Here is a 22,680-nt window from a genome sequence, read left to right as displayed (position 1 = left end):
GCGGGGATGAGCGAATTCGTCGAGGTCGACACCGCAGGCGGTCGTGTGCGCGGGCGCTGGCGCCCCACCACGGGAGGGCGAGGGGAGCCGCGGTCGGCCGCGTTCCTCGGCATCCCGTTCGCCGAGCCGCCCATCGGGCCGCTGCGCTTCGCCGCCCCCGTGCCGCACGCGCCGTGGGAGGGCGTGCGCGATGCGCTGGAGTTCGGGGCCACCGCGCAGCGCGGCGATCAGGGGGACACCCTCATTCCGGAGCCGAGCGTCGAGGGGCCGTCGACGCTCAACGTCAACGTGTTCACGCCGGATCCGGATGCCGCAGGGCTCCCCGTGCTCGTCTGGATCCACGGCGGCGGCTTCACGACCGGGTCGCCGGCGAGTCCTTGGTACGACGGGAGGAATTTCAACCGCGACGGCGTCGTCACGGTCACGATCTCGTACCGCCTCGGCTTCGAGGGATTCGGGTGGATCGAGGATGCGCCGTCGAACCGCGGGGTGCGCGACTGGCTGCTCGCGCTCGAGTGGGTGCAGCAGAACATCGCCGCGTTCGGCGGAGACCCCGCGCGCGTCACGATCGCCGGACAGTCGGCGGGCGGCGGAGCCGTGCTCACCCTGCTCGGCATGGAGAGCGCGCAGCACCTGTTCCAGCGCGTCTATGCGGTGTCGGCCGCGCTGACGGATGTCGCGGCATCCCGATCCGAGACGTTCGGCCGGGCGCTCGCCGCCACGGCCGGCGTCGATGCCACGGTCGCGGGGCTGTCGGGTGTGGACGAGCTCCGCCTGCTGACGCTGCAGAAGCGGGCCACCCACCTGAACCCCCGCGAGATCGCGAGCCTCGTCGACCAGGGGCTGCCGCTCGGACCCGCTGTCGACGGCGAGCTCATCACCCGGCCGACGCGCGAATCGCTGCGTGCCGGTGTCGGGGCCGACAAGCCGCTCGTGCTCGGCGCGACCGACGACGAGTTCACGATGGTGTTCGGCGGAGCGGTGGCGAAGGCTCTGCGCTGGGTGCCCCGCAACGTCGTGCTCGATCGACTCGGTCTGCCGCGCGCGGTGCGGGGGGAGTACCTCGCTGCCAACGCCGACATCGTGCGGCTTGGCAAGCCGCGGCTCGCGGGGCGCGTGCTCACGGACCGGATGTTCCGCGTGGGCGTGCTGCGGGTCTCGGCCGATCGCGGCGACGCGCCGACCTGGGTGTACCGGTTCGCGTGGCCGTCCGGACGGTTCGGCTTCGCCGAGCACTGCCTCGACGTCCCATTCTTCTTCGACTGCCTCGACGGCCCGCGCATCGAGAACCTCGCGGGGCCCACGCCGCCGCAGAAGCTCGCCGACGAGGTGCACGCGGCGGCCGTCTCGTTCATCGCCGGTGGCGATCCCGGCTGGCCTCGGCACGAGGGGGATGCCGGGAGCGTACGTGTCTACGACAGCGAGACCCGCGATGTCGCGGACGCCTACGCGACCGTGCGTCCGCTGAAGGTATAACAGGTCATACTTTCCGGTATGAAAACAGCGATCTCCGTGCCCGACGGCGAGTTCGCGCGTTTCGAACGCGTCGCGAGCCGACACGGAATGAACCGATCCGAGTTCTACCGCATGGCCGGCGCTCGGCTCGCAGACGAGTTGGAGGGTGCGTCAGAACTCACCCGCATCGCCCACGACGTGCTCGCTCGGGCCGAACGAACTTCGGATGACGAGCTCTTCGTGCGCGCGAACGAGGAGCGTCTGCGCGAGAGCCCGGACTGGTGATCCGCCGCGGAGATGTCGTCTGGGTGGACTTCGAAACCCCCACGGTTCGGAGCCGGCGAAGGTGCGTCCCGCGGTCGTGCTCCAGGAGGACTGGCTTCTCGACACGCGGATCGAGACCGTCCTGGTCGTGCCGTTGACCTCGAACACGACCCTCGAGGGCTTTCCTGGAAACGTGCTCGTCCCGGCCGCTGCGTCGGGCCTCGATCGGGATTCGGTAGCCAGCGTCAGTCAGGTCGGTCCCGTCGGCCGCGAATTCCTCGATCCCTACCCAGCGGGCCATCTCGCCGCGTACCTTCTCACTCAGATCGGGGCCGGCGTCCGTCTCGTGTCGGGCGTCTGACTCCACCCTCAGGCGACGTAGATCTTGCGGAGGGTCTCCGTGACCGTCCACTCCGTGCGCATGCCTTCGGCGAGGCGCACGAGCGACCCCGGTCCGACCTCGATCGTCGGCAGCGCCGGGTCGAGGAAGGCGATGCGGGCGCGGCCCGACAGCACGACGAACACCTCGTCGGCCTCGGTGTCGCAGGCCGTGCCCGGCGTCATCTCCCACACCCCGACCTCGACGCCGCGGACCTCTCCGAGGGCGATGGTCGCCGCGGTCGGAGCTCCCGACACGACATCGGATGCCGGAAGCGGCGCGTGCGCGAGCGGCAGCGCCGCGGCATCCACTGCCGTCCCCGCCGGAAGCTCGCTCACGAGTCGAATCCCATGCCGACCGCGTCGAGCGTCCTGAGGAAGAGGTTGCGCCGTCCCTCGTCGTGATCGGCGCGGTCCATCGCCGCTCGGACGAGGTTGACGCCGATCGAGGCGACGGGCTCCGGCGGGAACGGGATGGGCTTCTCGCGCACCATGGCCAGTTCCGTGCGTTCCGTCTTCTCGCCCGACAGCTCGTCGAGCATGACGTCGGCGGCGAACCGCGCTGCACCGACTCCGAGGCCCGTGAAGCCGGTGGCGTAGGCGACGTGTCCGCGGCGGGCAGTGCCGAAGAACGCGCAGAACCGGCTCGACGAGTCGATCGCCCCGGCCCATCGGTGGGTGAAACGGAGTCCCTCGAGCTGCGGGAAGGTCGTGAAGAAGTGCGAGGCGAGCTTGCGGTGACTCTCCATCCGGTCCTCGTACTCGGCACGCACCTTGCCGCCGAAGTGATACACCGCGTCGTAGCCGCCGAACAGGATCCGGTTGTCGGCCGTGAGCCGGTAGTAGTGGAACTGGTTGGCGCTGTCGGCGAGGCCCTGACGGTTCGACCAGCCGATCGATGCGAGCTGCTCGGCGCTCAGCGGCTCGGTCATGAGCACGTAGTCGTAGACGGGGACGGTCATCAGGCGATTCCGCTTGAGCAGCGACGGGAAGACGTTCGTCGCGAGCGCGACGTCGTCTGCGATCACGCGGCCGCCGTCGCGGGTCACGACGGTCATCGGTCCCGACCCGTCGCCCTCGATGCTGCGAACGAGTGAGTGCTCGAAGATCTCGACGCCCAGATCCGCTGCGACCCGGGCGAGCTCGAGGCCGAGCTTCGCGGGATGCACGAGCGCGGTGGCGTCGCGATCCCACGCGCCGGCGAGGAAGGTGGGCGAGTGCACCTCGGCCTGCACGGCCTCGCGGTCGAGGAAGCCCTCCTCGTCGCGCAGCCATTCGACCTGATGCGGTTCGACGGCGAGCGTGATCGCTCCGGTGCGCTCGAACTCGGCATCCATCCGGTATCGCTCCACCGTCTGAGCGATCCCGTCGAGATTCTCGAGGCCAAGCTCCTCGAGGCGGTCGATCTCCTGCGGCCACCGCGTCAGACCGTTCTCGTGGCCGTGCGTGAGGCTCGCCTCGCAGAAGCCGCCGTTGCGACCGGACGCCGCCCACGCGATGCGCGACGCCTCGAGCAGAACGACGCGGCGCTGCGGGTCCCGCTCCTTGGCGCGCACCGCGGTCCACAGGCCTGCGTAGCCGCCGCCGACGATCACGAGATCGGCGGACACGGTTCCGGTGAGCCGCGGGTGCGTCGGCCGCTCGACGTCGTCGAGCCAGAAGACGCTCAGCGCCGTGCCCTGCAGGGACGCGTCGATGACGGCATCCGAGGGGCGCTGGCGTTCGAAGACGGTGGTTCCCATGATCACTCCGGTGCGGATCGATGTGCGGATGGCGGTGCGGGCGGCGCGGTCAGCGCGTGCCCCAGTTGTAGAGGTCTTTATAGAGGCCCGCGTAGAGCAGACTCTCGGTGTGGATGACGCCGGGGATGGTGCGGATCCTGGTGGCGATGAGGTCGAGCAGGTCGGCGTCGCTCTCGCACACGGCCTCGACGAGGATGTCGAAGGTGCCGAGGGTCACGACCACGTACGCGAGCTCGGTGATCTCGGTGAGCTTCTCGGCCACCGCGCGCGGGTCGCCGGTGACGCGGATCCCGATCATCGACATGCGGTGGAAGCCGAGCTGCATCGGATCGGTCACGGCGACGATCTGGATGATGCCCGCCTCCGTCATCCGCTGCACGCGCTGGCGGGCCGCCGCCTCGCTGAGGCCGACCTCGCGGCCGATCTCGGCGTACGGACGGCGCCCGTCCTCCTGCAGGAGTTCGACGATGCGCTTCGAGATGTCGTCGAGCATCGGATGCTTGGATGGGCCGCTCATGTGTCGATATTGACAGGCGAACGACGCAATGGCAACTGATTCCGTCGTTGTTGCCGGGCAACTCTTCTGTATTCGTGATGCCCTCGCTAGCATGGCGAGCATGGCCACAGAACCCCTGCAGAACTTCATCGGCGGTCGACGCGTTCCCGTGAACGGCGCGGGGCGGATGCCGCTCATCGACCCGGCGACCGAGGAGACGTACGGCGAGCTGCCGATCTCCGACGCGAGCGACGTCGATGCGGCCTACGCGGCGGCTGCCGCCGCGTTCCCGATCTGGCGCGACACGACCCCTGCCGACCGGCAGCTGGCCCTGTTCCGCATCGCCGACGAGATGCAGGCCCGCGCCGAGGAGTTCGCCGACCTGGAATCGAAGGACACGGGCAAGCCGCGGGCCAGCCTCGTCGCCGACGAGATCCTGCAGTCCATCGACCAGCTGCGGTTCTTCGCCGGTGCGGCCCGCAGCCTCGAGGGGCGCGCCGCCGCCGAGTACCTCGCTGGCCACACCTCCTTCGTGCGCCGCGAGCCCATCGGCGTGATCGGCCAGGTCACCCCGTGGAACTACCCGCTCAACATGGCCGTGTGGAAGATCGCACCGGCGCTCGCCGCGGGCAACACCGTGGTGCTGAAGCCCGCCGAGTCCACCCCGCTCACCACGCTGCTGCTCGCCGAGATCGTGGCCGTGCACACGCCCGCCGGCACCCTGAACGTCGTGCTCGGCGACCGCGACACCGGGGTGGCTCTCGTCGAGCACCCGACGCCGCAGATGGTCGCGATCACGGGCTCGGTGCGCGCGGGCATGGCGGTGGCGCGCTCGGCCGCCGCCGACGTCAAGCGCGTGCACCTCGAACTGGGCGGCAAGGCGCCGGCGATCGTGTTCCCCGACGCCGACCTCGACAAGGCGGCCTCGGGCATCGTCACGGGCGCCTTCTTCAACGCCGGGCAGGACTGCACGGCAGCCACCCGCGTGCTCGTGCACTCCTCCGTACATGACGAGTTCGTCGCGGCGCTGGTCGAGAAGGCGAAGACGGACGCCCGCACGGGCGGTCCGCACGACGACGGCGTGCTCTACGGTCCGCTCAGCAGCGCCGCGCAGCTCGCCCAGGTGTCGCGCGTCGTCGACCGCCTTCCCGCGCACGCCACGATCGCGACCGGCGGGCGTCGCCAGGGAGACCGCGGGTACTTCTACGAGGCGACGATCGTGACGGGCCTGCGCCAGGACGACGAGGCCGTGCAGAGCGAGATCTTCGGGCCGGTGCTCACCGTGCAGGCCTTCGACGCCGAAGAGGAGGCGCTCTCGATGGCGAACGACGTCCCCTACGCGCTCGCCTCCTCGGTATGGACGCGTGACCACACCAGGGCGATGCGCTTCTCGCGCGACCTCGACTTCGGCTGCGTATGGATCAACACCCACATCCCGTTCGTGTCCGACATGCCGCACGGCGGCTTCAAGCACTCGGGGTACGGCAAGGACCTCTCCCAGTACGGCTTCGACGACTACACGCGCCTGAAGCACGTGATGACAGCACTGGAATGACCGCTCGACCGGTGGGACGCGATGTGTCTATGCTGGGTCGCACGTCGACTCCGGGGGGATCCTCATGGCACGACCGCTCGCCGGTCCGCAGACTCTGCTGCGCACCCTCAACGGGCGCGCCATCCTCGAATCGCTCGCCCGCCGCGGGCCGCTCACCCGGGCGGAGCTCATGACCGAGACGGGGCTCTCGCGCACCGCGGTGACCCAGGTGCTCCGGATGCTGGAGGGCACGGATGCCGTCGCCCCGGCCGGCGTCGACCGCGAGACCCGCGGTCCTGCGGCAGGGCGTGTCGCGCTGCATCCGGCCCTCGGCTTCGCGGCCGCGGTGCACGTCGACACCGTCGCCGCCCACGTCGCGCTCGTCGACGCGACCGGCGCGGTTCGTGTCGAGAACCATGCCCCCTTCCCACTCAGAGGCGATCGAGTCGAGCACATCGCCGAACTGATCGACGCGTGCCTCGCGTCGGTCGCGGGCCCCCTCCACGTGGCGGTCGTCGGGGTACCGGGCATCGTGACGGCCGACGGCGGGATCCGCGACGACCAGGGGCCCGACGGCGGGGCGTTCCGCTCGGCGCTCTCGGCCAGGCTCGGCTGCCCCGTGCGGGTGGAGAACGACGTGAACCTCGCCGCTCTCGCCGAGCTCGGCGACGGCCGCGGCGCTGAGCTCGCGAGCTTCGCCCTGCTGCTGCTCGACGGAGGTCTCGGCGGCGGTATCGTCATCGACGGACGGCTGCACCGGGGCTTCTCGGGGGTCGCCGGCGAGGTGATGTACCTGCCGCAGACTCCGCTGCCGATCGGCGCACCCGTGCTCGGCGACGCCGTCGTGCGCGATCTCGCGCTGACGCACGGCCGCGACCCGGAGGAGACGATCGACCAGCACCTCGACGCCGCAGCCGACGGAGACGAGGCGGCGATCGCCATGGCCGCCGAGATGGGTCGACGACTCACGATCGCCGCCGGCAGCGTCGCGCTGATCCTCGACCCCGAGGCGTTCATCCTCGGCGGTACCGCCGCGCACCCCGTGTTCGTCGACGCCGTCGCCCGGGTCGCCGACGAATTCGCGGCACAGCTGCCGATGCGCTTCATCGTCTCGTCGTTCGGTCCGGAGGCGCCGCTCGTCGGTGCCGTGCAGGAGTCTGCTGCCGCGCTCCGCGCCACCGTGTTCTCGCGGCTCGTGCCGTCGGCCGACGGGGCCGCGAGGTGAGCTCCGACCTCGCCGACCGCCTGGGCCTCGAGCCGGGGGCGAGGGCGGTCATCCTCAACGCCGACGACTTCGGCATGTGCCACGCCGCGAACATCGCCATCACGCGACTGCTCGGCGACGGAGCGATCGATTCGGCCACCGTGATGGTGCCGTGCGCATGGGCGCCGGAGGCGCTGGCGTTCGCGGCATCCCGTCGTGATCTCGACGTGGGCGTGCACCTCGTGCTGACGAGCGAGTGGACGCGGTACCGCTGGCGTCCGCTCACAGGAACCGGTACGACGCTCGTCGACGACGCCGGGTTCTTCCCGGCCGAGGTGCTCGCCGTCGAGCAGCATGCTGCCGAAGCCGACGTCGCCGCCGAGCTCGCGGCACAGGTGCAGACCGCGCTGGATGCCGGGGTCGACGTGACCCATCTCGACAACCACATGGGCTCGGTGTACGGCCTGCTCACGGGCCGCGACTTCCTCGGCCCGGTCTTCGACATCGCCGCTCGGCACGGGCTGCCGTTCCGGCTGCCGCGGGAGATGGGCGGGTCCGACGATGCGGCTCTGCGAGCGAAGCTCGCCGAGACGGCCGCGGCCGCCGATGCGCGGGGCGTCGAGATCGTCGATCGGCTGTGGACGCATCCGTTCGAGCAGGCGCCGGGGGAGACGTACGAGCAGATGCGCGACGGTTTCATCGCCCTGCTGCGCGCCGTCCCCGCCGGCGTGACCGAGATCTACCTGCACCCGATGGTCGACGACGTCGAGCTGCGGTCCGCCGTCGACTTCGCCGCGGAGAAGCGCGGACACGAGCTGCGGCTGCTGTCGGACCCCGCCGTGCATCGGGTGATCGCCGACGAGGGGCTCGTGCGGATCGGCTGGCGCGCCCTGCGCGAGCTGCAGCGCAAAGGACGCGCATGGCCACGCTGACGACCCGGCTGCGCGACCGGAGGCTCGACGCCGCGCCGACGAGGGCGCAGACCATCGCCTTCGGAGCCTCAGGCTTCCCGACCCAGCTGATGACGCAGACGTTCTCGGCGTTCGTCGTCTACTTCTACGTCACGCAGCTCGGAGTGCCGCCGGAGTGGGTCGCCGCCGCGATGATCGCGCACGGCGTGCTCAACGCCGTGCTGAACCCGGTGGTCGGGGCGCTCTCCGACCGCATCCGCACTCCGTGGGGTCGGCGTATCCCGTGGATCGGGCTCGGGATCGTGCCGCTCATCGTCGCGTTCGCTCTCGTCTGGATGCCGCCCGCGCTGCCCGTGCCGGGACTCATCGCCTGGTTCCTCGTCGTCGTCGCCGTCTACGACATCGCGTTCGTGGTCGTGGTGCTGAACATCTCCGCCCTGTTCCCCGAGATCTTCCGGACCACCGAGGAGCGCGCCCGCGGCAACGTACCCAGGCAGATCTTCGCGATCCTCGGCATGGTGCTCGGCACCGCCGGCGCGCCCGCGCTCTACGGCTGGATCGGGTGGCCGGGCATGGCCATCGTCCTGTCGACCGTGTGCCTGGCGCTGCTGGTGTGGTCGTTCGCCGGCGGCATGGTCGAGCGGCGCGTGCCCGAGGCCGCCTCGGAGGCGATGCGCTGGGGAGCGCAGCTGCGCTACACGTTCGCCAATCGCGCCTTCGTGCCCTACGTGCTCGGCTCGCTGTTCGTGCAGACGTCGATCGCCGTCATCCTCGCCGCCATCCCCTTCTACGTCCGGTACTCGCTGGGCGCGGCCGAGGGCGACGGCAGTCTGCTGCTCGGTGCGATCTTCGTCACGGCCATCCCGTCGATCGTGCTGTGGAGCTCGGTCGTGCGCCGCACCTCGCCGCGCACCGCTCTGCTGTGGAGCGTCGCGGTGTTCGGCGTCGCCGTGCTCGGCTACCTGCTGCCGACGAGCGTGCTCGCCGCCGCGCTGATCGGCGTCGCCGTGGGTGTCGGCGTGGGCGGCCTGCTGCAGCTGCTCGAGGTCGTCCTCTCGCAGATCATCGACGAGGATGCCGTGCGCACCGGCCACCGCCGCGAGGGAGCGTACTTCGGGGTGAACGGCTTCGTCGTGCGCGGGTCGGTCGTGCTGCAGGCGGTGGTCGCGGCGGCCGTGCTCACGTCGTCCGGCTTCGACGCCTCGCTCGGCGACGGGCAGCCGGACACGGTCGACGGCGGCATCCGCATCATGGTCGCCGTCGTGCCGCTGGTGTTCACCGCGCTCGCGTGGCTGTGCTTCTGGCTCTACCCGATCCGGGCGCGCGACCTCTGACCGCGCACGCGGCGCGTGTCGTCACCTCGACCCGCGCGGCGCGCCCCGCATCACCGCGCGGTCACTCCGCGAGCAGGAGCTGCACGAGCCGACCGAGCTCCTCGCTGCCGGAGCGACGCAGCTGCTCGGCGTCGTGGCCCGCCATCGCGCCGCGCACCGTCATGCCCTCCCAGATGATCATGAGCATGCGTGCGGCGGCGTCGGCGGGGATCCGCAGCTCGAGCGAGCTCGCATCGACGATGTCCGACACGATCGTCGCGATGCTCGACACCATCTCGCGCTCCTGAGCGAGATAGGCCGCGCCGAACTGCGCGTCGCGCAGGGCGCGGATGCGGATCTCGCTCATGAGCATGACGTTCAGGCGGTCGTCGCTCCCGGCATCCATGATCTGCTGCACGAGGTCGACGGGGTCGCAGTCCTCGACCAGCCCCCCGTCGGCGGCGATCTCATCGACGCGGGTGCGGACCGCCTCGACCCGCTGCTCGGCGACACGGCCGGCCAGCATGAGGAACAGCTCGTCCTTCGATTCGAAGTTGGAGTAGAAGGCGCCGCGAGTGAAGCCCGCACGGTCGCATACGGTCTCGACCGATGCGCCTTCGAGTCCGACCTCTGCGAACACCTGCGCGGCGGCGTCGAGCAGACGGGCGCGGGTGTTCTCTCTGCTCCGAGTGGCGGTCGTCGTCATCGAATCCTCCTGACCCCTCATTCTCACACCCCGTCCACAGACTTCGGCGACGAGATCACCTTACGATACAACTATGTATTGGATACAGATCTGTATCCAGCCCGGATCCTCGGAGGAGCCCCGTGTCCACACTCCTGTCCTCGCTCGGCCGCTGGTCGTACCGGCACCCCTGGCGTGTCCTCGTGTCGTGGCTGCTCGCACTGGGGCTCGCCGTCGCCGGAGCCCTCGTACTCGGCGCCGGGACCGACAACACGTTCTCCATTCCCGGAACCGAGTCGCAGGCGGGCCTCGAGCAGCTGAACCGATCGTTCCCGCAGGTGAGCGGCACGAGCGCGCAGATCATCGTGGTCGCCGCCGAGGGCGACTCGATCGTCGATGACCCCTACCGAACAGACATCGAGGATGCCGTCGAGAAGCTCGCCGACCTCGACGACTCCGTGCTCTCGGCGACCTCGCCCTTCGATGAGAACGTCAGCGGCATGGTCAACGGCGACGAGACCGCGGGCATCATCCGCCTGCAGTTCGACGGGCAGTCCAGCGACATCGGCGATGAGACGAAGGACGACCTCCGCGCCGTCGTCGCCGAGCTCTCCGACGAGCTCCCCTCCGGTTCGCAGACGGCGCTCGGCGGCGACCTCTTCGCGACATCGATCCCGGGAGTGACGCTGACCGAGGCCGTCGGGCTGCTGATCGCGCTGCTCGTGCTGATCGTCACGTTCCGCTCGTTCGTCGTCGCCGGCCTGCCGCTCCTCACCGCCGTGCTCGGCGTGGGCATCTCGATGGCGGGCATCTTCGCCGCCACCGCCTTCGCCACCGTCTCGTCGACGACGCCCCTGCTGGCGCTCATGCTCGGGCTCGCCGTCGGCATCGACTACGCGCTGTTCATCATGGCCAGGCATCAGGACCAGGTGAGAGCGGGGACCGACCCCGAGGAATCCGCCTCGCGCGCCGTGGGTACCGCCGGCTCCGCCGTGGTGTTCGCGGGGGTCACTGTGCTCATCGCACTGATCGGGCTCGGGTTCGCCGGCATCCCGTTCCTCACCACGATGGGGATCGCCGCATCGGTCGCCGTCGCGATCGCCGTGGCCATCGCCGTGACGCTCACGCCCGCGCTGCTCGGCTTCATGAAGGGACGCGTCGTCGGGCGACCGCGCCGGGCGCCGAAGGCGAAGAAGGGTCAGTCGACTCCCACTCCCCGCCGCGGATTCAGCGACCGGTGGGTTTCCGGTGTCACGAAGCGGCCCATCCTCGTGTCGCTCGCCGTCGCGATCGGGCTGGGCGTCGTCGCCGTTCCCGCCCTCAGCCTGAATCTCGCTCTCCCCAACGCGGGGGTTCTGCCAAAGGACTCCGAGGCGCGGCAGAGCTACGACCTGGTCGCCGAGGAGTTCGGCGCCGGATTCAACGGACCCCTGATCCTCACCGGCACCATCGTCACGAGCACCGATCCGCTCACCCTCATGCAGGACCTCGGCGACGAGGTGGCGACGATCGACGGCGTGAAGGAGGTCGCTCTCGCCACCCCGAACGAGACCGCCGACACCGGCATCGTGCAGATCGTGCCCGAGACGGCTCCGGACGACCCGGCAACCGCCGACCTCGTGCGGGAGCTCCGCGCGCACCACGACGAATGGGTCGACGAGTACGGCATCGATCTCAAGGTCACCGGCTTCACGGCCGTCGGCATCGACATCTCCGACCAGCTCGGCCACGCCCTGCTGCCGTTCGGGATCTTCGTGATCGGCCTCTCGCTGATCCTCCTCACCATCGTGTTCCGGTCGCTGTGGGTGCCGGTGACGGCCGCCGCCGGATACCTGCTGTCGATCGTCGCCGGATTCGGCGTGGTCGGAGCGGTGTTCGAGTGGGGATGGTTCGCCGACGCCCTGCACGTCGCCAAGGTCGGCCCGATCATCAGCTTCATGCCGATCATCCTCATGGGCGTGCTGTTCGGCCTCGCGATGGACTACCAGGTCTTCCTGGTTTCGCGCATGCGCGAGGACTTCGTGCACGACCCCGACTCCAAGAGCCCCGACCGCGCAACCCGGCGCGCAGCGGCCCTCCGCGCGGTGCGCAGCGGGTTCACCGGCTCGGCCAAGGTCGTCACGGCCGCCGGTCTCATCATGTTCGCGGTCTTCGTGGCGTTCGTGCCGGAGGGGGACTCCTCCCTCAAGCCGATCGCGCTCGGCCTCGCCGCCGGCATCGCGATCGACGCCTTCCTCGTGCGCATGACGCTGATCCCCGCACTCATGGCGATCCTCGGCGAGCGCGCCTGGCAGATCCCGGCCTGGCTCGAGCGCATCCTGCCGAGCGTCGACATCGAGGGCGAGGCGGTCGAGCGCGAGCGACACCTGGCCGACTGGCCCGGCGACGACTCGGTGGTGGCCGCCGACGACCTCGCGATCACGGATGCCGGCATCGGCGGCCTGCACCTGCGGGTTCCGCCCCGCGGATCGGTCGTGGTGATTGGATCGTCAGCGGGCGCGCTGCGCGTGCTCGCGCTCGCCCTCGCGGGACGCATCACACCCGACGGTGGTCGCCTCCGCGTGGCCGGCCACCTGCTGCCCGGCCGTGCGGCGTGGGTACGGGCACACGTCGGGGCGGTGATCGTCGCGGACACCGGCGACACGGCATCCGAACTCGCGGAGGCCCTGCGTGGTCGCCCCTCACTGCTCGTGATCGACGGCGTCGACCGACTCGGCCGTGCCGCGCGCGATCAGCTCGCCGCGCGCCTGCGCGACGCCGACCCGGCGCTCGCGGTGGTGCTCACGACTCTCTCCCCTGACACAGCCTTCGCCGTGCTCGAATCGGCGGGCCGCGCCGCCCCCGACCTGATCGACCTCGACGCCGCCGTCCATTCCTCCACCACGACCGAGGTGCACGCATGACCCGCTCGCTCACAGGCCGCCGCTCGCTCACAGGCCGCCGCTCCCTCACCTGGTTGACGATCCTCGGCATCCTGCTGCTGCCCGCCGCGATCGGCGGCATCCTCGTGGCAGCGCTGCAGAACCCGACAGAGCGCCTCGACTCGATGGCCGCCGCGATCGTGAACCTCGACGAGCCCGTCGAGATCGACGGACAGGTCACCCCGCTCGGCCGGCAGCTCGCGTCCGGACTCGTCGACGGATCCGACGACCTCGACTCGAACCTCACCTGGGTCATCTCGAATGAGGAGGATGCCGCAGACGGCCTGGCCGACGGCACCTATCAGGCGGTCATCACGATCCCCGAGGACTTCTCGTCCGCCGCAACCTCGGCCGGCCGGGCGATCTCCGACGGCGGCGGCTCGGCCGAGCAGGCGACCATCCGGGTCACCACGCCCGACGACGGTCTCGTGGCGGACGACCTCATCACGAGTCAGATCGCGAACGTCGCCGCGTCGAGCATGGGCACCATGCTGTCGGAGGCGACGACCGACAACATCCTCGTCGGCTTCGCCACCATCGGCGACCAGATCGGGGAGGCCGCCGACGGCGCCGCCCAGCTCGCCACAGGAGCTCGGGATGCCGCGACAGGCGCGGCCGCGATCCCCGACGGCGCGACGCAGCTCGCCTCCGGTGCCGCGCAGCTCGGTTCGGGAGCGACGACGCTCGCGTCGGGACTCGACACGCTCACGGCGAAGACCCGCGAGGCCGCGGCCGGTGCCTCGACCATCGGGCAGGGGCTGACCGTCGGCGCGCAGCAGCTGCAGGCCAACGGCCTGATCCCGTCCGACCTCAGCGGCAACGCCTCGAGTGTGGCCACGGGCGTGCGGCAGCTCGCGAACCAGTGCCAACCGCTGATCTCCGGCACCGACTACTGCAACACCCTGACCCGTCTCGCCCTGCAGGCGGAAGGCACCTCCGCCGGTCTGACCCAGGTGAACACGCAGGGGACATCGACCCTCGTCACCCAGCTCGGCCAGGCCGGAGCAGGCGCCTCTCAGCTCGCGAGCGGCCTCACCCAGCTCGCCAACGAGGGCCTCGTGCAGTCGGCCACAGGTGCGCGCACCCTCGCCACGGGAGCGGACCAGCTGTCGAGCGGCGCGACCGATCTCGCCACCGGCGCCACGGAGCTCGCGACGGGCCTCGACAGCCTCGCCACCGGCACCGGCGACCTCGCCGGAGGGCTGCGCACGGCATCCGACTCCCTGCCGTCGTTCAGCGACACCGAGTCGACATCGCTCGCCTCCGTGATCGCCGACCCGGTGGCCGCTGAGGGTGCCGGTGAGACGATCTTCGGACCGACGGCGATCCCGCTGCTGACCGCCGTCGTGCTGTGGTTCGGAGCGCTGGCGTCGTTCCTCGTGCTGCGCCCGCATACCGCGCGCACCCTCACGTCGCGTCGTTCCTCGGCGGGTCTCGCGCTGCGGGCGTTCGGCCCGGCGGCGGCGATCGGGGTGGGTCAGGGCGTGCTCGTGGCTCTCATCGTGCAGATCGTCGCCGGGTACGACGACGCGACCTGGTGGGCGTTCGCCGGCATGGCCGTGCTCACCGCGGTCGTCTTCGCCGCGGTGAATCAGGCGCTCGTGGCGGTGTTCGGCGGCGTCGGCCGATGGGTCGCCGCGCTCGTGGGCGTGCTCGCGATCGCTACCGGGATCGTGTCGACCGCGCCCGAGTGGCTCGCGGCGATCGGGGCGGCGCTGCCGACGGCATCCGCCTTCTCCGGTCTGGTCTCGGCGAACGGAGCGGCCGCAGCCGCGCTCGTCGTGTGGGGCGTGCTCGCCCTGGTGGCGACGACGCTAGCCGTGGCGCTGCGCCGCACGACCTCGGCGAAGGCGGCCTTCGCGACCGCTTGATCTCCTGCCAGGCGCGCGGCTCGAAAGTGGGTCACATCGCGCGTCGGCGCGCCTCCCAGCCCGTGCGCACCATGTCGTCGACCGAGTAGCGCATGGTCCAGTCGAGATCCCGGGCCGCGAGCTCGCCGGTCGCGACGATGCGGTCGGGGTCTCCCGCGCGGCGCGGGCCGATCTCCGGGGTGAAGTCGATGCCGGTCACGCGCGCGACGGCATCCATGATCTGCTTCACGCTGAGTCCGTCGCCCGAACCGAGGTTGTACGCGGGCTCGACCGGCTGGCCCGCGGCGAGTCGCTTCGCAGCGGCGACGTGCGCGGCGGCGATGTCGCCCACGTGCACGTAGTCGCGCACGTTCGTGCCGTCGGGGGTGTCGTAGTCGTCGCCGTTGATGCGCGGCGTCTCACCGGCGATCAGCTTCTCGAACACGATGGGGAAGAGGTTGTGCGGGCTCACGTCGTACACCGTCGGGTCGGCCGATCCGACGACGTTGAAGTAGCGCAGCGAGGTGTGCCGCAGCGGTGCATCGGAGTCGGCGGTCGCGACCGCCTGATCGCGCAGCAGCCACTCGCCGATGAGCTTGGACTCGCCGTAGGGGCTCGCCGGCTTCTTCTCGGTGCTCTCGACGACGAGCGGCACATCGGGGGTGCCGAACACGGCGGCCGACGACGAGAACACGATGTTCCGCACGCCCGCAGCCTCCATCGCCTCGACGATCACCCGGGTGCCCTCGACGTTCTGCGCGTAGGTGTGCAGGGGCCGCTGCACCGAGACGCCGGCGTACTTGAAGCCCGCGACGTGGATGACCCCCTCGGCGTCGTGCTCGCGGAGAGCGCGCTCGACGAGATCGCGGTCCAGGATCGAGCCCCGTACGAACGGCACTCCCTCGGGCACGAACGAGGCCACGCCGCTGGAGAGGTCATCGATGACGACGGGGGAGAGTCCGGCATCCGCGAGTGCGCGAACGACGTGGGCTCCGATGTAGCCGGCTCCGCCGGTGACGATCCAGGACATGTCTTCCTCTCCTGCCGCGGTCGAGGCGGCCCGACCTATCTTCTCAGGCGCTTTCGAATCGCGTGAACTGCAGTTCTGAGGGGTCGCGGACTGCCATTCGCGCTACTCGAAACGGTCAGGCGTCGCGACCCGCCCCGGCGGACGGCACGACTGTGAACACCGTCGGCTCGGCGAAACCGGATGCCGCGAACGCGGCGCGCACGGCGTCCGACACCGTCTGTTCGGCATCGGCCTCGATCAGCGCGATCGCCGCGCCGCCGAATCCGCCGCCCGTCATCCGTGCGCCGATGGCCCCTGCCGCGACGGCGGACTCCACCGCGAGGTCGAGCTCGGGCACGGAGATCTCGAAGTCGTCGCGCATCGACGTGTGCGACGCGATGAGGAGATCGCCGATCGCTCTGGCGCCCTGCTCGCGGAGTATGCGGACGGTGTCGAGCACCCGCTGATTCTCGGTCACGATGTGTCGCACGCGGCGGAGTGTGACGTCGTCCATGATCTCGGCCGCTCGCGGCAGGTCGGCCATCGAGACGTCACGCAGGCTGGGGACCCCCATCAGCTCGGCGCCCCGCTCGCACGACGCCCGGCGCTCGCGGTAGCCGCCGGTGGCGTGCGAGTGCGAGACGCGCGTGTCCATCACGAGAATGGCGAGCCCGGCGTCGACGACGCCGACGGGAACGGGGACCGCGTCGAGCGAACGGCAGTCGAGGAAGATCGCGGCATCCGGCTCGCCGAGCATCGAGGCCATCTGGTCCATGATCCCGGTGGGTGCGCCGACGGCTTCGTTCTCGGCGCGGCGGCCGATACGGGCGAGGGCCGTGCGGTCGAGTCCGGCGTCCCACAGCTCGTTCAGCGCCGAGGCCGTCGCGCCCTCGATCGCGGCGGAGGACGACAGGCCCGCGCCGACGGGCACGTCGGAGGCGAGGGCGATGTCGACGCCGGATCCCGTGGCGCCCGCTTGGCGGAGCGCCCAGGCGACGCCGAGCGGGTAGGCGGCCCACTCCGGGACCCGCGGAGCAGACCCGGTCGGGGTGGGGAAGAGGGTGCCGAGTTCGTCGAGTGCGACCTCGACCGGACCATCGGCGAACGTCGAGGCGACGCGGATGCGGTCGTCTTCACGCCGCGCGACGGCTGCCGCCGTGCGGTGAGGGATCGCGAAGGGCAGCACGAAGCCGTCGTTGTAGTCGGTGTGCTCGCCGATGAGGTTGACGCGGCCGGGTGCCGACCAGATCCCCTCCGGTGCGGACCCGGTCAGCTCTGCCAGCAGCGCGGTCGAGCGGCGGATGGTCTCGGAGGAGGTGTTCGCTGCAGGGCTCACGCGGACGCCTCCTCGATGCCCTCGATCGCCGCACGCAGCCGTGCGGCACCCTGCTCGGGCGTCACCTCGGCGGCCCACGCCCACATCGCCGCCTCGGAGCCGGCGAGGAACTTGAGCTTGTCGGCCGCCCGACGCGGACTTGTGAGCTGCAGGTGCAGACGCACGGACTCACGGCCGGTGTGCACCGGTGCCTGATGCCAGGCCGCGATGTACGGGGTGGGCGAGTCGTAGAGCGCGTCGACGCCGCGGAGGAGCCGCAGGTACATCGGCGCGAGCTCATCGCGCTGCTCGGGCGTCGTGGCGGCGAAGTCGGGCACGTGCTGGTGCGGCACGAGATGCACCTCGAGCGGCCACCGCGCCGCGAACGGGACGAAGGCGGTCCAGTGCTCGCCGCGCAGTACGACCCGCTCGGACTCGCGCTCGAAGGCGAGGATGCGGTCGAAGAGGTCGGGAGCGGTGCGGTCGATGGTCTCGAGCAGACGGGTCGTGCGCGGGGTCACGTACGGGTACGCGTAGATCTGGCCGTGCGGGTGCGGCAGCGTCACGCCGATCGCCTCGCCCCGGTTCTCGAACGGGAACACCTGCTCGACGCCGGGCAGCGCCGACAGCGCGGCGGTGCGGTCGGCCCAGGCCTCGATGACCGTGCGGGCGCGGGTGACGGTCTGCGTTCCGAACGAGCCGGTGTGCTCGGGGCTGAAGCACACGACCTCGCATCGCCCGACCGACGTGCGGGTGCGGCCGAGGCCGAGTGCGTCGAGGTCGTCGAGTCCGCGCGGCGGGTTGCTCGCGGCGGGCGCGGTGCCGACGGCCTCGGCGAGGGCGGGGCCGAATGCCGGGGAGCGATTCTCGAAGACCGCGACGTCGTAGCGCGAAGGCACCTCGGAGGGATTGGTCGGCGTCTGGGGTGCCAGAGGGTCGGCGTCGGCACCCGGCATCATCACGCGGTTCTGTCGGTTGGCGGCGACGGTGATCCAGTCGCCCGTGAGCACATCGAGGCGCATCGTCGCGGTGTCGCCGCGGGCATCGAGCGCGCGCGCGTCGACCGCGCGATCCGGTCCGAGCTCGGTATCGGGATCGTCGAAGTAGATGAGCTCCCGGCCGTCGGAGAGGGTCGTGGAGCGCTTCACGACACCGGCGGTCAGGGGCTCGGTTCGCAGGTCGGCGACAGAGGGCATGTTCACGTGAACATGGTAGATGGACCGCCGTGGTAACGTCAACATGATCGGTTGGGCGGCGGAAGAGGGACGGGATGGGACGCGTATCGATGGCGGCCGTGGCCGCGCGCGCAGGCGTCTCCGGACAGACCGTCTCGCGCGTGGTGAACGAGAGCCCCCGCGTCGACCCGGCCACGCGCGAGCGCGTGGAGCGGGCCATGGCCGAGCTCGGCTACCGCCCGCACCGCGCGGCTCGGGCTCTGCGCACGGGTCGCTCGCAGACCATCGGACTCGTGGTCACCACGCTGGCCACGGTCGGCAACTCACGCATGCTGCAGGCCACCGCGGAGGCCGCTGCCGAGCGCGGCTACGCCCTGACCCTCGTGACCGCTGCCGCGGGAGAAGTGGGCGACGCGTTCGAGCGGCTCGCCGACCAGGGAGTCGACGGCGCGATCGTGCTCAACGAAGCCTCCGCCCTCCTGCCCGCCCAGCGGCCGAGCGGACTCCATCTCGTCGCGGTCGACGCGCCCGAGGAGTCCGCGCTGGTCGTCGTGCACAGCGATCACGCCGGGGGAGCGGCCGCGGCGACCGCGCACCTGCTGGGGCTCGGACACACCACCGTGCATCACCTCGCGGGCCCCGCCGACTCCTTCGCGGCGTCCGAACGCGAGCGCGGGTGGAGGGAGACGCTGCGGGCGGCCGGCGTCGGGCTGCCCGAGGTGGTGCGCGGGGACTGGTCGCCCGAGAGCGGCCATGCGGCCGCCGACGCGCTCGCCGCGGCATCCGCTGTCTTCTGCGCCAACGACCAGATGGCGCTCGGGCTGCTGCGTGCGCTGGCCGACTCCGGACGCCGCGTTCCCGACGACGTGGCGGTGGTCGGCTTCGACGACGTGCCGGATGCCGCGAACTACCGCCCGCCGCTCTCGACGATCCGGCAGGACTTCCCGGCGCTCGCGCATCGCGCCGTCGCCCTGCTCGTCGGCGACATCGAGGGTGAGGCGGTGGCGAGGGCATCCGTCGTGCCGACGACTCTCGTCGAGCGGTCGAGCGCGCGCTGACTTCGGCGGCAGTGCGGGTGACCGTGCCTTGAGCTCGGTCCCCCTGCGAACGAAAGCGCTTGCGTTCGTCGCATACGCCATGTCATGATCTCGGAAAGCGTTTACCCAGCGCGGCCGAGGTCGCGACGGCATCGACAGGAACGGAACCACTGATGGCACAGGCGACGACCCGCGAGATCGGGATCATCATGAACGGCGTCTCGGGGCGCATGGGCTACCGGCAGCACCTCGTGCGGTCGATCCTCGCGATCCGCGACGAGGGCGGTATCGAGCTGCCCGACGGATCCCGCGTCACGGTCAGGCCCCTCCTCGTCGGCCGCAGCGAGGCGAAGCTTGCCGAGCTCGCGGCGAAGCACGGCATCGACGACTACACCACCGATCTCGATGCCGCGCTCGCCGATCCGCAGTGGGAGATCTACGCCGACTTCCTCGTGACCAAGGCCAGGGCGTCGGCGCTGCGCAAAGCGATCGCCGCCGGCAAGGCGATCTACACCGAGAAGCCCACCGCCGAATCGCTCGAGGAGGCGATCGAGCTCGCTCGTCTCGCCGATGAGGCCGGAGTGAAGACCGGCGTCGTGCACGACAAGCTGTACCTGCCCGGTCTGCAGAAGCTCAAGCGCCTCATCGACTCGGGCTTCTTCGGTCGCATCCTCTCGGTGCGTGGCGAGTTCGGGTACTGGGTGTTCGAGGGTGACTGGCAGCCCGCCCAGCGTCCGAGCTGGAACTACCGCACCGAAGACGGCGGCGGCATCATCGTCGACATGTTCCCGCACTGGAACTACGTGCTCGAGAACCTGTTCGGCGAGGTCACGAGCGTGTACGCGCAGGCGGCGGTGCACATCTCCGACCGCTGGGACGAGAAGGGCGAGCACTACACGGCGACCGCCGAGGACGCGGCCTACGGCATCTTCGAGATCGAGGGCGGCATCATCGCCGAGATCAACTCGAGCTGGACGGTGCGGGTGAACCGCGACGAGCTCGTCGAGTTCCAGGTCGACGGCACGCACGGATCCGCCGTCGTCGGGCTGTTCGGTGCGAAGATCCAGCCGCGCAACGCCACGCCCAAGCCGGTGTGGAACCCCGACCTCGAAGACGGCCACGACTACGACGCCGACTGGCAGCAGGTGCCGACCAACGACGTGTTCCTCAACGGATTCCGCCAGCAGTGGCAGGAGTACCTGATCTCCTACGTCGAGGGCACGGAGTACCCGTTCGACCTGCTCTCCGGCGCGCGCGGGGTGCAGTTCGCCGAGGCCGGCCTCACCTCCTCGGCCGAGGGACGCAAGATCGCGCTCGAGCCGCTGACGCTGCGATGAGCGCGCTCCGACTGCTCGCGCCCGACGGGTCGCTGTCCGAGACCCCGCTGCAGGACGGCGCCGGCTGGACCCGCCCCACCGCTCCGCTGCGGAGCCGCGTCGCCTACGCCGCCGCGCACGTCGTGCCGAAGGCGCACGCCGACAACACGCCGGGTCGGCCGGCCGACATCGACTGGGACGCCACGCTCGCGTTCCGCCGCAACGTGTACTCGTGGGGACTCGGCGTCGCCGACGCCATGGACACCGCGCAGCGCAACATGGGTCTCGATTCGGCCGCCGTGCGTGAGCTCATCGCCCGCAGCGCCGAGGTCGCCCGCGAGGAGGGCGGCGCCGTCGTCGTCGGCGTCAACACCGACCACGTCGACGAGGACCGAATCCCCCTCGACCGCGTGATCGACGCCTACAAGGAGCAGCTGCATTTCACGGAGGAGCAGGGGGCCGGCCCGGTGCTCATGGCCTCTCGGCATGTGGCGAGAGCGGCGACGGATGCCGATGACTACCGCCGTGTGTACCGCGAGGTGCTGGCGAGTGCGAGCGTGCCGGTCGTGCTGCACTGGCTCGGTCAGGCCTTCGACCCGGAGCTGGAGGGCTATTTCGGGGCGAGCGACTGGCAGACGGCATCCTCCGTGCTGCTCGACATCATCGGCGAGCATCCCGACAAGGTCGCGGGCGTCAAGATGAGCCTGCTGAACGCCGAATCCGAGGTCTCGGTGCGCGAGCGCCTCCCGGAGGGCGTGCGCATGTTCACGGGCGACGACTTCAACTACGTCGGCCTCATCGGGGGTGACGACCGCGGATACTCCGACGCCCTGCTCGGCGCGTTCGCCGCGATCACGCCGGTCGCGTCGGCGGCGATCCAGGGACTGGACGCCGGCGACCCGCAGCGCTATCTCGACATCCTCGGCCCCACCGAGGAGCTCAGCAGGCAGGTGTTCGCCGCTCCCACGTTCTACTACAAGACGGGCGTTGCGTTCCTCGCCTGGCTGAACGGGCACCAGCCCGCGTTCCAGATGGTCGGCGGCCTGCACTCCGCCCGCAGCCTCCCGCACCTCAGCCGCATCGTCGAGCTCGCCAACGCGTCCTTCGCGCTGGAGGATCCGGAGCTCGCCCGGGAGCGCTGGCACGGGATGCTGCGCCTGAACGGCCTCGACCTCGGGAAGGCCGACGCATGATCGTCGACCCGCGCCTCAGCATCAACCAGGCGACCATCAAGCACGCCGATCTCACGACGGCGCTGCGCGTGACGGCGGATGCTGGCATCCAGGCCATCGGCCTCTGGCGCGAGCCGGTGAACGCCGTCGGCCTCGACGTCGCGGCGCGCATGCTCGCCGATTCCGGGCTGCGCTTCACGACGCACTGCCGCGGCGGGTTCTTCACGCTCCCCGACGGGCCGGAGCGGATCGCGGCCCTCGACGACAACCGTCGCGCGATCGAGGAGACGGCGACGCTCGCCGCGGCGGGCGCCGACGGGTCGACCGCCGTGCTCGTGCTCGTCGCGGGAGGGCTCCCGGCCGATTCCCGAGACCTCAGCGGGGCCCGCGAGCGCGTGCGCGACGCCCTGGGTGCGCTGGCGCCGGATGCCGAGGCGGCGGGCGTCACGTTGGCGATCGAGCCGCTGCATCCGATGTACGCGTCCGACCGCGCGGTCGTGTCGACCCTCGGCCAGGCGCTCGACCTCGCCGCCGACTTCGACCCTCGCGTGGTCGGCGCGGCGGTCGACACGTTCCACATCTGGTGGGACCCGCAGGTGCTCGATCAGATCGCCCGCGCCGGCCGCGAGGGGCGCATCGCGACCTATCAGGTATGCGACTGGAAGACTCCGCTGCCGGCGGACGTCCTGCTGTCACGGCACTATCCGGGCGACGGAGTCATCGACTTCGGGTCGCTCACCCGCGCCGTCGTCGACACCGGGTACGACCGCGACATCGAGGTCGAGATCTTCCACGCCGACGTGTGGGCCGATGCACCCGACCGCGTCGTGCGGCGCACCGCCGAGGAGATCGCGGCGGCGGTCTCGCCGCACCAGTCGTGACCGAGGCGGCGGAGGCGGGGGC

At 70.8% G+C, this 22,680-nt stretch carries 20 protein-coding genes; 13 read left to right on the top strand and 7 right to left on the bottom strand.

Translation table 11 applies throughout. From position 1 onward, the window contains the following. The first annotated feature begins 6 nt into the window (after positions 1 to 6). The 3 genes from M3195_RS13440 (at position 7) to M3195_RS13430 (ending at position 2,080) form a co-directional block, all read left to right on the top strand. Positions 7 to 1,476: a carboxylesterase/lipase family protein gene (locus M3195_RS13440; protein WP_251588306.1), complete on the top strand. Its 1,470-nt coding sequence runs from the start codon at positions 7 to 9 to the stop codon at positions 1,474 to 1,476. An 18-nt stretch (positions 1,477 to 1,494) separates the two neighbouring features. Continuing rightward, positions 1,495 to 1,740 (top strand): CopG family transcriptional regulator, encoded by a 246-nt coding sequence (locus M3195_RS13435; RefSeq protein ID WP_251588304.1) that lies wholly within the window; start codon positions 1,495 to 1,497, stop codon positions 1,738 to 1,740. A gap of 61 nt (positions 1,741 to 1,801) precedes the next feature. Beyond that, positions 1,802 to 2,080 (top strand): type II toxin-antitoxin system PemK/MazF family toxin, encoded by a 279-nt coding sequence (locus M3195_RS13430; protein WP_251588302.1) that lies wholly within the window; start codon positions 1,802 to 1,804, stop codon positions 2,078 to 2,080. Positions 2,081 to 2,088: 8 nt separating this feature from the next. Here M3195_RS13430 and M3195_RS13425 read toward each other — a convergent pair whose 3' ends face one another. The 3 genes from M3195_RS13425 to M3195_RS13415 are packed head-to-tail and all read right to left on the bottom strand — an operon-like array spanning position 2,089 to position 4,356. After that, positions 2,089 to 2,436, bottom strand: a complete 348-nt coding sequence (locus tag M3195_RS13425; protein WP_251588300.1) for a cupin domain-containing protein — start codon at positions 2,434 to 2,436, stop codon at positions 2,089 to 2,091. Further along, positions 2,433 to 3,839, bottom strand: a complete 1,407-nt coding sequence (locus M3195_RS13420) for an NAD(P)/FAD-dependent oxidoreductase (protein ID WP_251588295.1) — start codon at positions 3,837 to 3,839, stop codon at positions 2,433 to 2,435. The genes M3195_RS13425 and M3195_RS13420 overlap by 4 nt, the downstream gene beginning before the upstream one ends. A gap of 49 nt (positions 3,840 to 3,888) precedes the next feature. Further along, positions 3,889 to 4,356 carry an Lrp/AsnC family transcriptional regulator gene (locus M3195_RS13415; protein WP_251588294.1) on the bottom strand — a complete coding sequence of 156 codons (468 nt, stop codon included), beginning with the start codon at positions 4,354 to 4,356 and terminating at the stop codon, positions 3,889 to 3,891. 100 nt (positions 4,357 to 4,456) lie between these two features. Between M3195_RS13415 and M3195_RS13410 the strand changes: the two genes are divergently transcribed. The 4 genes from M3195_RS13410 (at position 4,457) to M3195_RS13395 (ending at position 9,318) form a co-directional block, all read left to right on the top strand. Beyond that, entirely contained in the window at positions 4,457 to 5,890 is a 1,434-nt protein-coding gene (locus M3195_RS13410; RefSeq protein WP_251588293.1) for a gamma-aminobutyraldehyde dehydrogenase, read from the top strand. Between the two features lie 64 nt (positions 5,891 to 5,954). Then, a complete protein-coding gene (locus tag M3195_RS13405; protein WP_251588292.1) occupies positions 5,955 to 7,094 on the top strand; it encodes an ROK family transcriptional regulator in 1,140 nt (379 codons plus the stop codon). Further along, the gene (locus M3195_RS13400) at positions 7,091 to 8,005 is read left to right on the top strand and encodes a polysaccharide deacetylase family protein (protein WP_251588290.1); all 915 of its coding nucleotides are present in this window, start codon (positions 7,091 to 7,093) and stop codon (positions 8,003 to 8,005) included. The genes M3195_RS13405 and M3195_RS13400 overlap by 4 nt, the downstream gene beginning before the upstream one ends. Continuing rightward, a complete protein-coding gene (locus M3195_RS13395) occupies positions 7,993 to 9,318 on the top strand; it encodes an MFS transporter (RefSeq protein ID WP_251588288.1) in 1,326 nt (441 codons plus the stop codon). Before M3195_RS13400 ends, M3195_RS13395 begins: the two co-directional genes overlap by 13 nt. A 61-nt stretch (positions 9,319 to 9,379) precedes the next feature. Here the strand turns inward: M3195_RS13395 and M3195_RS13390 are convergent, their stop codons facing one another. Then, the gene (locus M3195_RS13390; RefSeq protein ID WP_251588286.1) at positions 9,380 to 10,003 is read right to left on the bottom strand and encodes a TetR/AcrR family transcriptional regulator; all 624 of its coding nucleotides are present in this window, start codon (positions 10,001 to 10,003) and stop codon (positions 9,380 to 9,382) included. Positions 10,004 to 10,125: 122 nt separating this feature from the next. On the opposite strand from M3195_RS13390, the gene M3195_RS13385 reads away from it, so the two are divergent. Next, a complete protein-coding gene (locus M3195_RS13385) occupies positions 10,126 to 12,885 on the top strand; it encodes an MMPL family transporter (protein ID WP_251588285.1) in 2,760 nt (919 codons plus the stop codon). Next, positions 12,882 to 14,774: a YhgE/Pip domain-containing protein gene (locus tag M3195_RS13380; protein WP_251588284.1), complete on the top strand. Its 1,893-nt coding sequence runs from the start codon at positions 12,882 to 12,884 to the stop codon at positions 14,772 to 14,774. The genes M3195_RS13385 and M3195_RS13380 overlap by 4 nt, the downstream gene beginning before the upstream one ends. A gap of 31 nt (positions 14,775 to 14,805) precedes the next feature. On the opposite strand, the gene galE is transcribed toward M3195_RS13380, so the two are convergent. The 3 genes from galE to galT all read right to left on the bottom strand — a co-directional run bounded on the left by galE (position 14,806) and on the right by galT (position 18,273). Next, positions 14,806 to 15,783 carry a UDP-glucose 4-epimerase GalE gene (gene galE / locus M3195_RS13375; protein ID WP_251588283.1) on the bottom strand — a complete coding sequence of 326 codons (978 nt, stop codon included), beginning with the start codon at positions 15,781 to 15,783 and terminating at the stop codon, positions 14,806 to 14,808. 115 nt (positions 15,784 to 15,898) lie between these two features. Beyond that, on the bottom strand, positions 15,899 to 17,098 hold the full coding sequence (galK, locus tag M3195_RS13370; RefSeq protein WP_374209327.1) for a galactokinase: 1,200 nt from the start codon (positions 17,096 to 17,098) through the stop codon (positions 15,899 to 15,901). Next, a complete protein-coding gene (gene galT, locus M3195_RS13365) occupies positions 17,095 to 18,273 on the bottom strand; it encodes a galactose-1-phosphate uridylyltransferase (protein WP_251588656.1) in 1,179 nt (392 codons plus the stop codon). The genes galK and galT overlap by 4 nt, the downstream gene beginning before the upstream one ends. Positions 18,274 to 18,347: 74 nt before the next feature. Here galT and M3195_RS13360 point away from each other — a divergent pair, with 74 nt between their 5' ends. The 4 genes from M3195_RS13360 to M3195_RS13345 all read left to right on the top strand — a co-directional run bounded on the left by M3195_RS13360 (position 18,348) and on the right by M3195_RS13345 (position 22,658). Next, positions 18,348 to 19,310, top strand: coding sequence for a LacI family DNA-binding transcriptional regulator (locus M3195_RS13360; protein ID WP_251588282.1), 963 nt, complete (start codon positions 18,348 to 18,350; stop codon positions 19,308 to 19,310). Positions 19,311 to 19,462: 152 nt separating this feature from the next. After that, positions 19,463 to 20,626 carry a Gfo/Idh/MocA family protein gene (locus M3195_RS13355; RefSeq protein ID WP_251588281.1) on the top strand — a complete coding sequence of 388 codons (1,164 nt, stop codon included), beginning with the start codon at positions 19,463 to 19,465 and terminating at the stop codon, positions 20,624 to 20,626. Further along, positions 20,623 to 21,798, top strand: a complete 1,176-nt coding sequence (locus M3195_RS13350; protein ID WP_251588280.1) for a dihydrodipicolinate synthase family protein — start codon at positions 20,623 to 20,625, stop codon at positions 21,796 to 21,798. The genes M3195_RS13355 and M3195_RS13350 overlap by 4 nt, the downstream gene beginning before the upstream one ends. Then, positions 21,795 to 22,658 (top strand): sugar phosphate isomerase/epimerase family protein, encoded by an 864-nt coding sequence (locus tag M3195_RS13345; protein WP_251588279.1) that lies wholly within the window; start codon positions 21,795 to 21,797, stop codon positions 22,656 to 22,658. Before M3195_RS13350 ends, M3195_RS13345 begins: the two co-directional genes overlap by 4 nt. Positions 22,659 to 22,680: the final 22 nt, after the last annotated feature.

Origin of the sequence: Microbacterium hydrocarbonoxydans (genome assembly GCF_023715885.1) — a bacterium.
Lineage (GTDB): Bacteria > Actinomycetota > Actinomycetes > Actinomycetales > Microbacteriaceae > Microbacterium > Microbacterium hydrocarbonoxydans_C.
The sequence above is the reverse complement of the archived record's forward strand: the minus strand, read 5'-3'. Positions and strand labels throughout refer to the sequence as shown.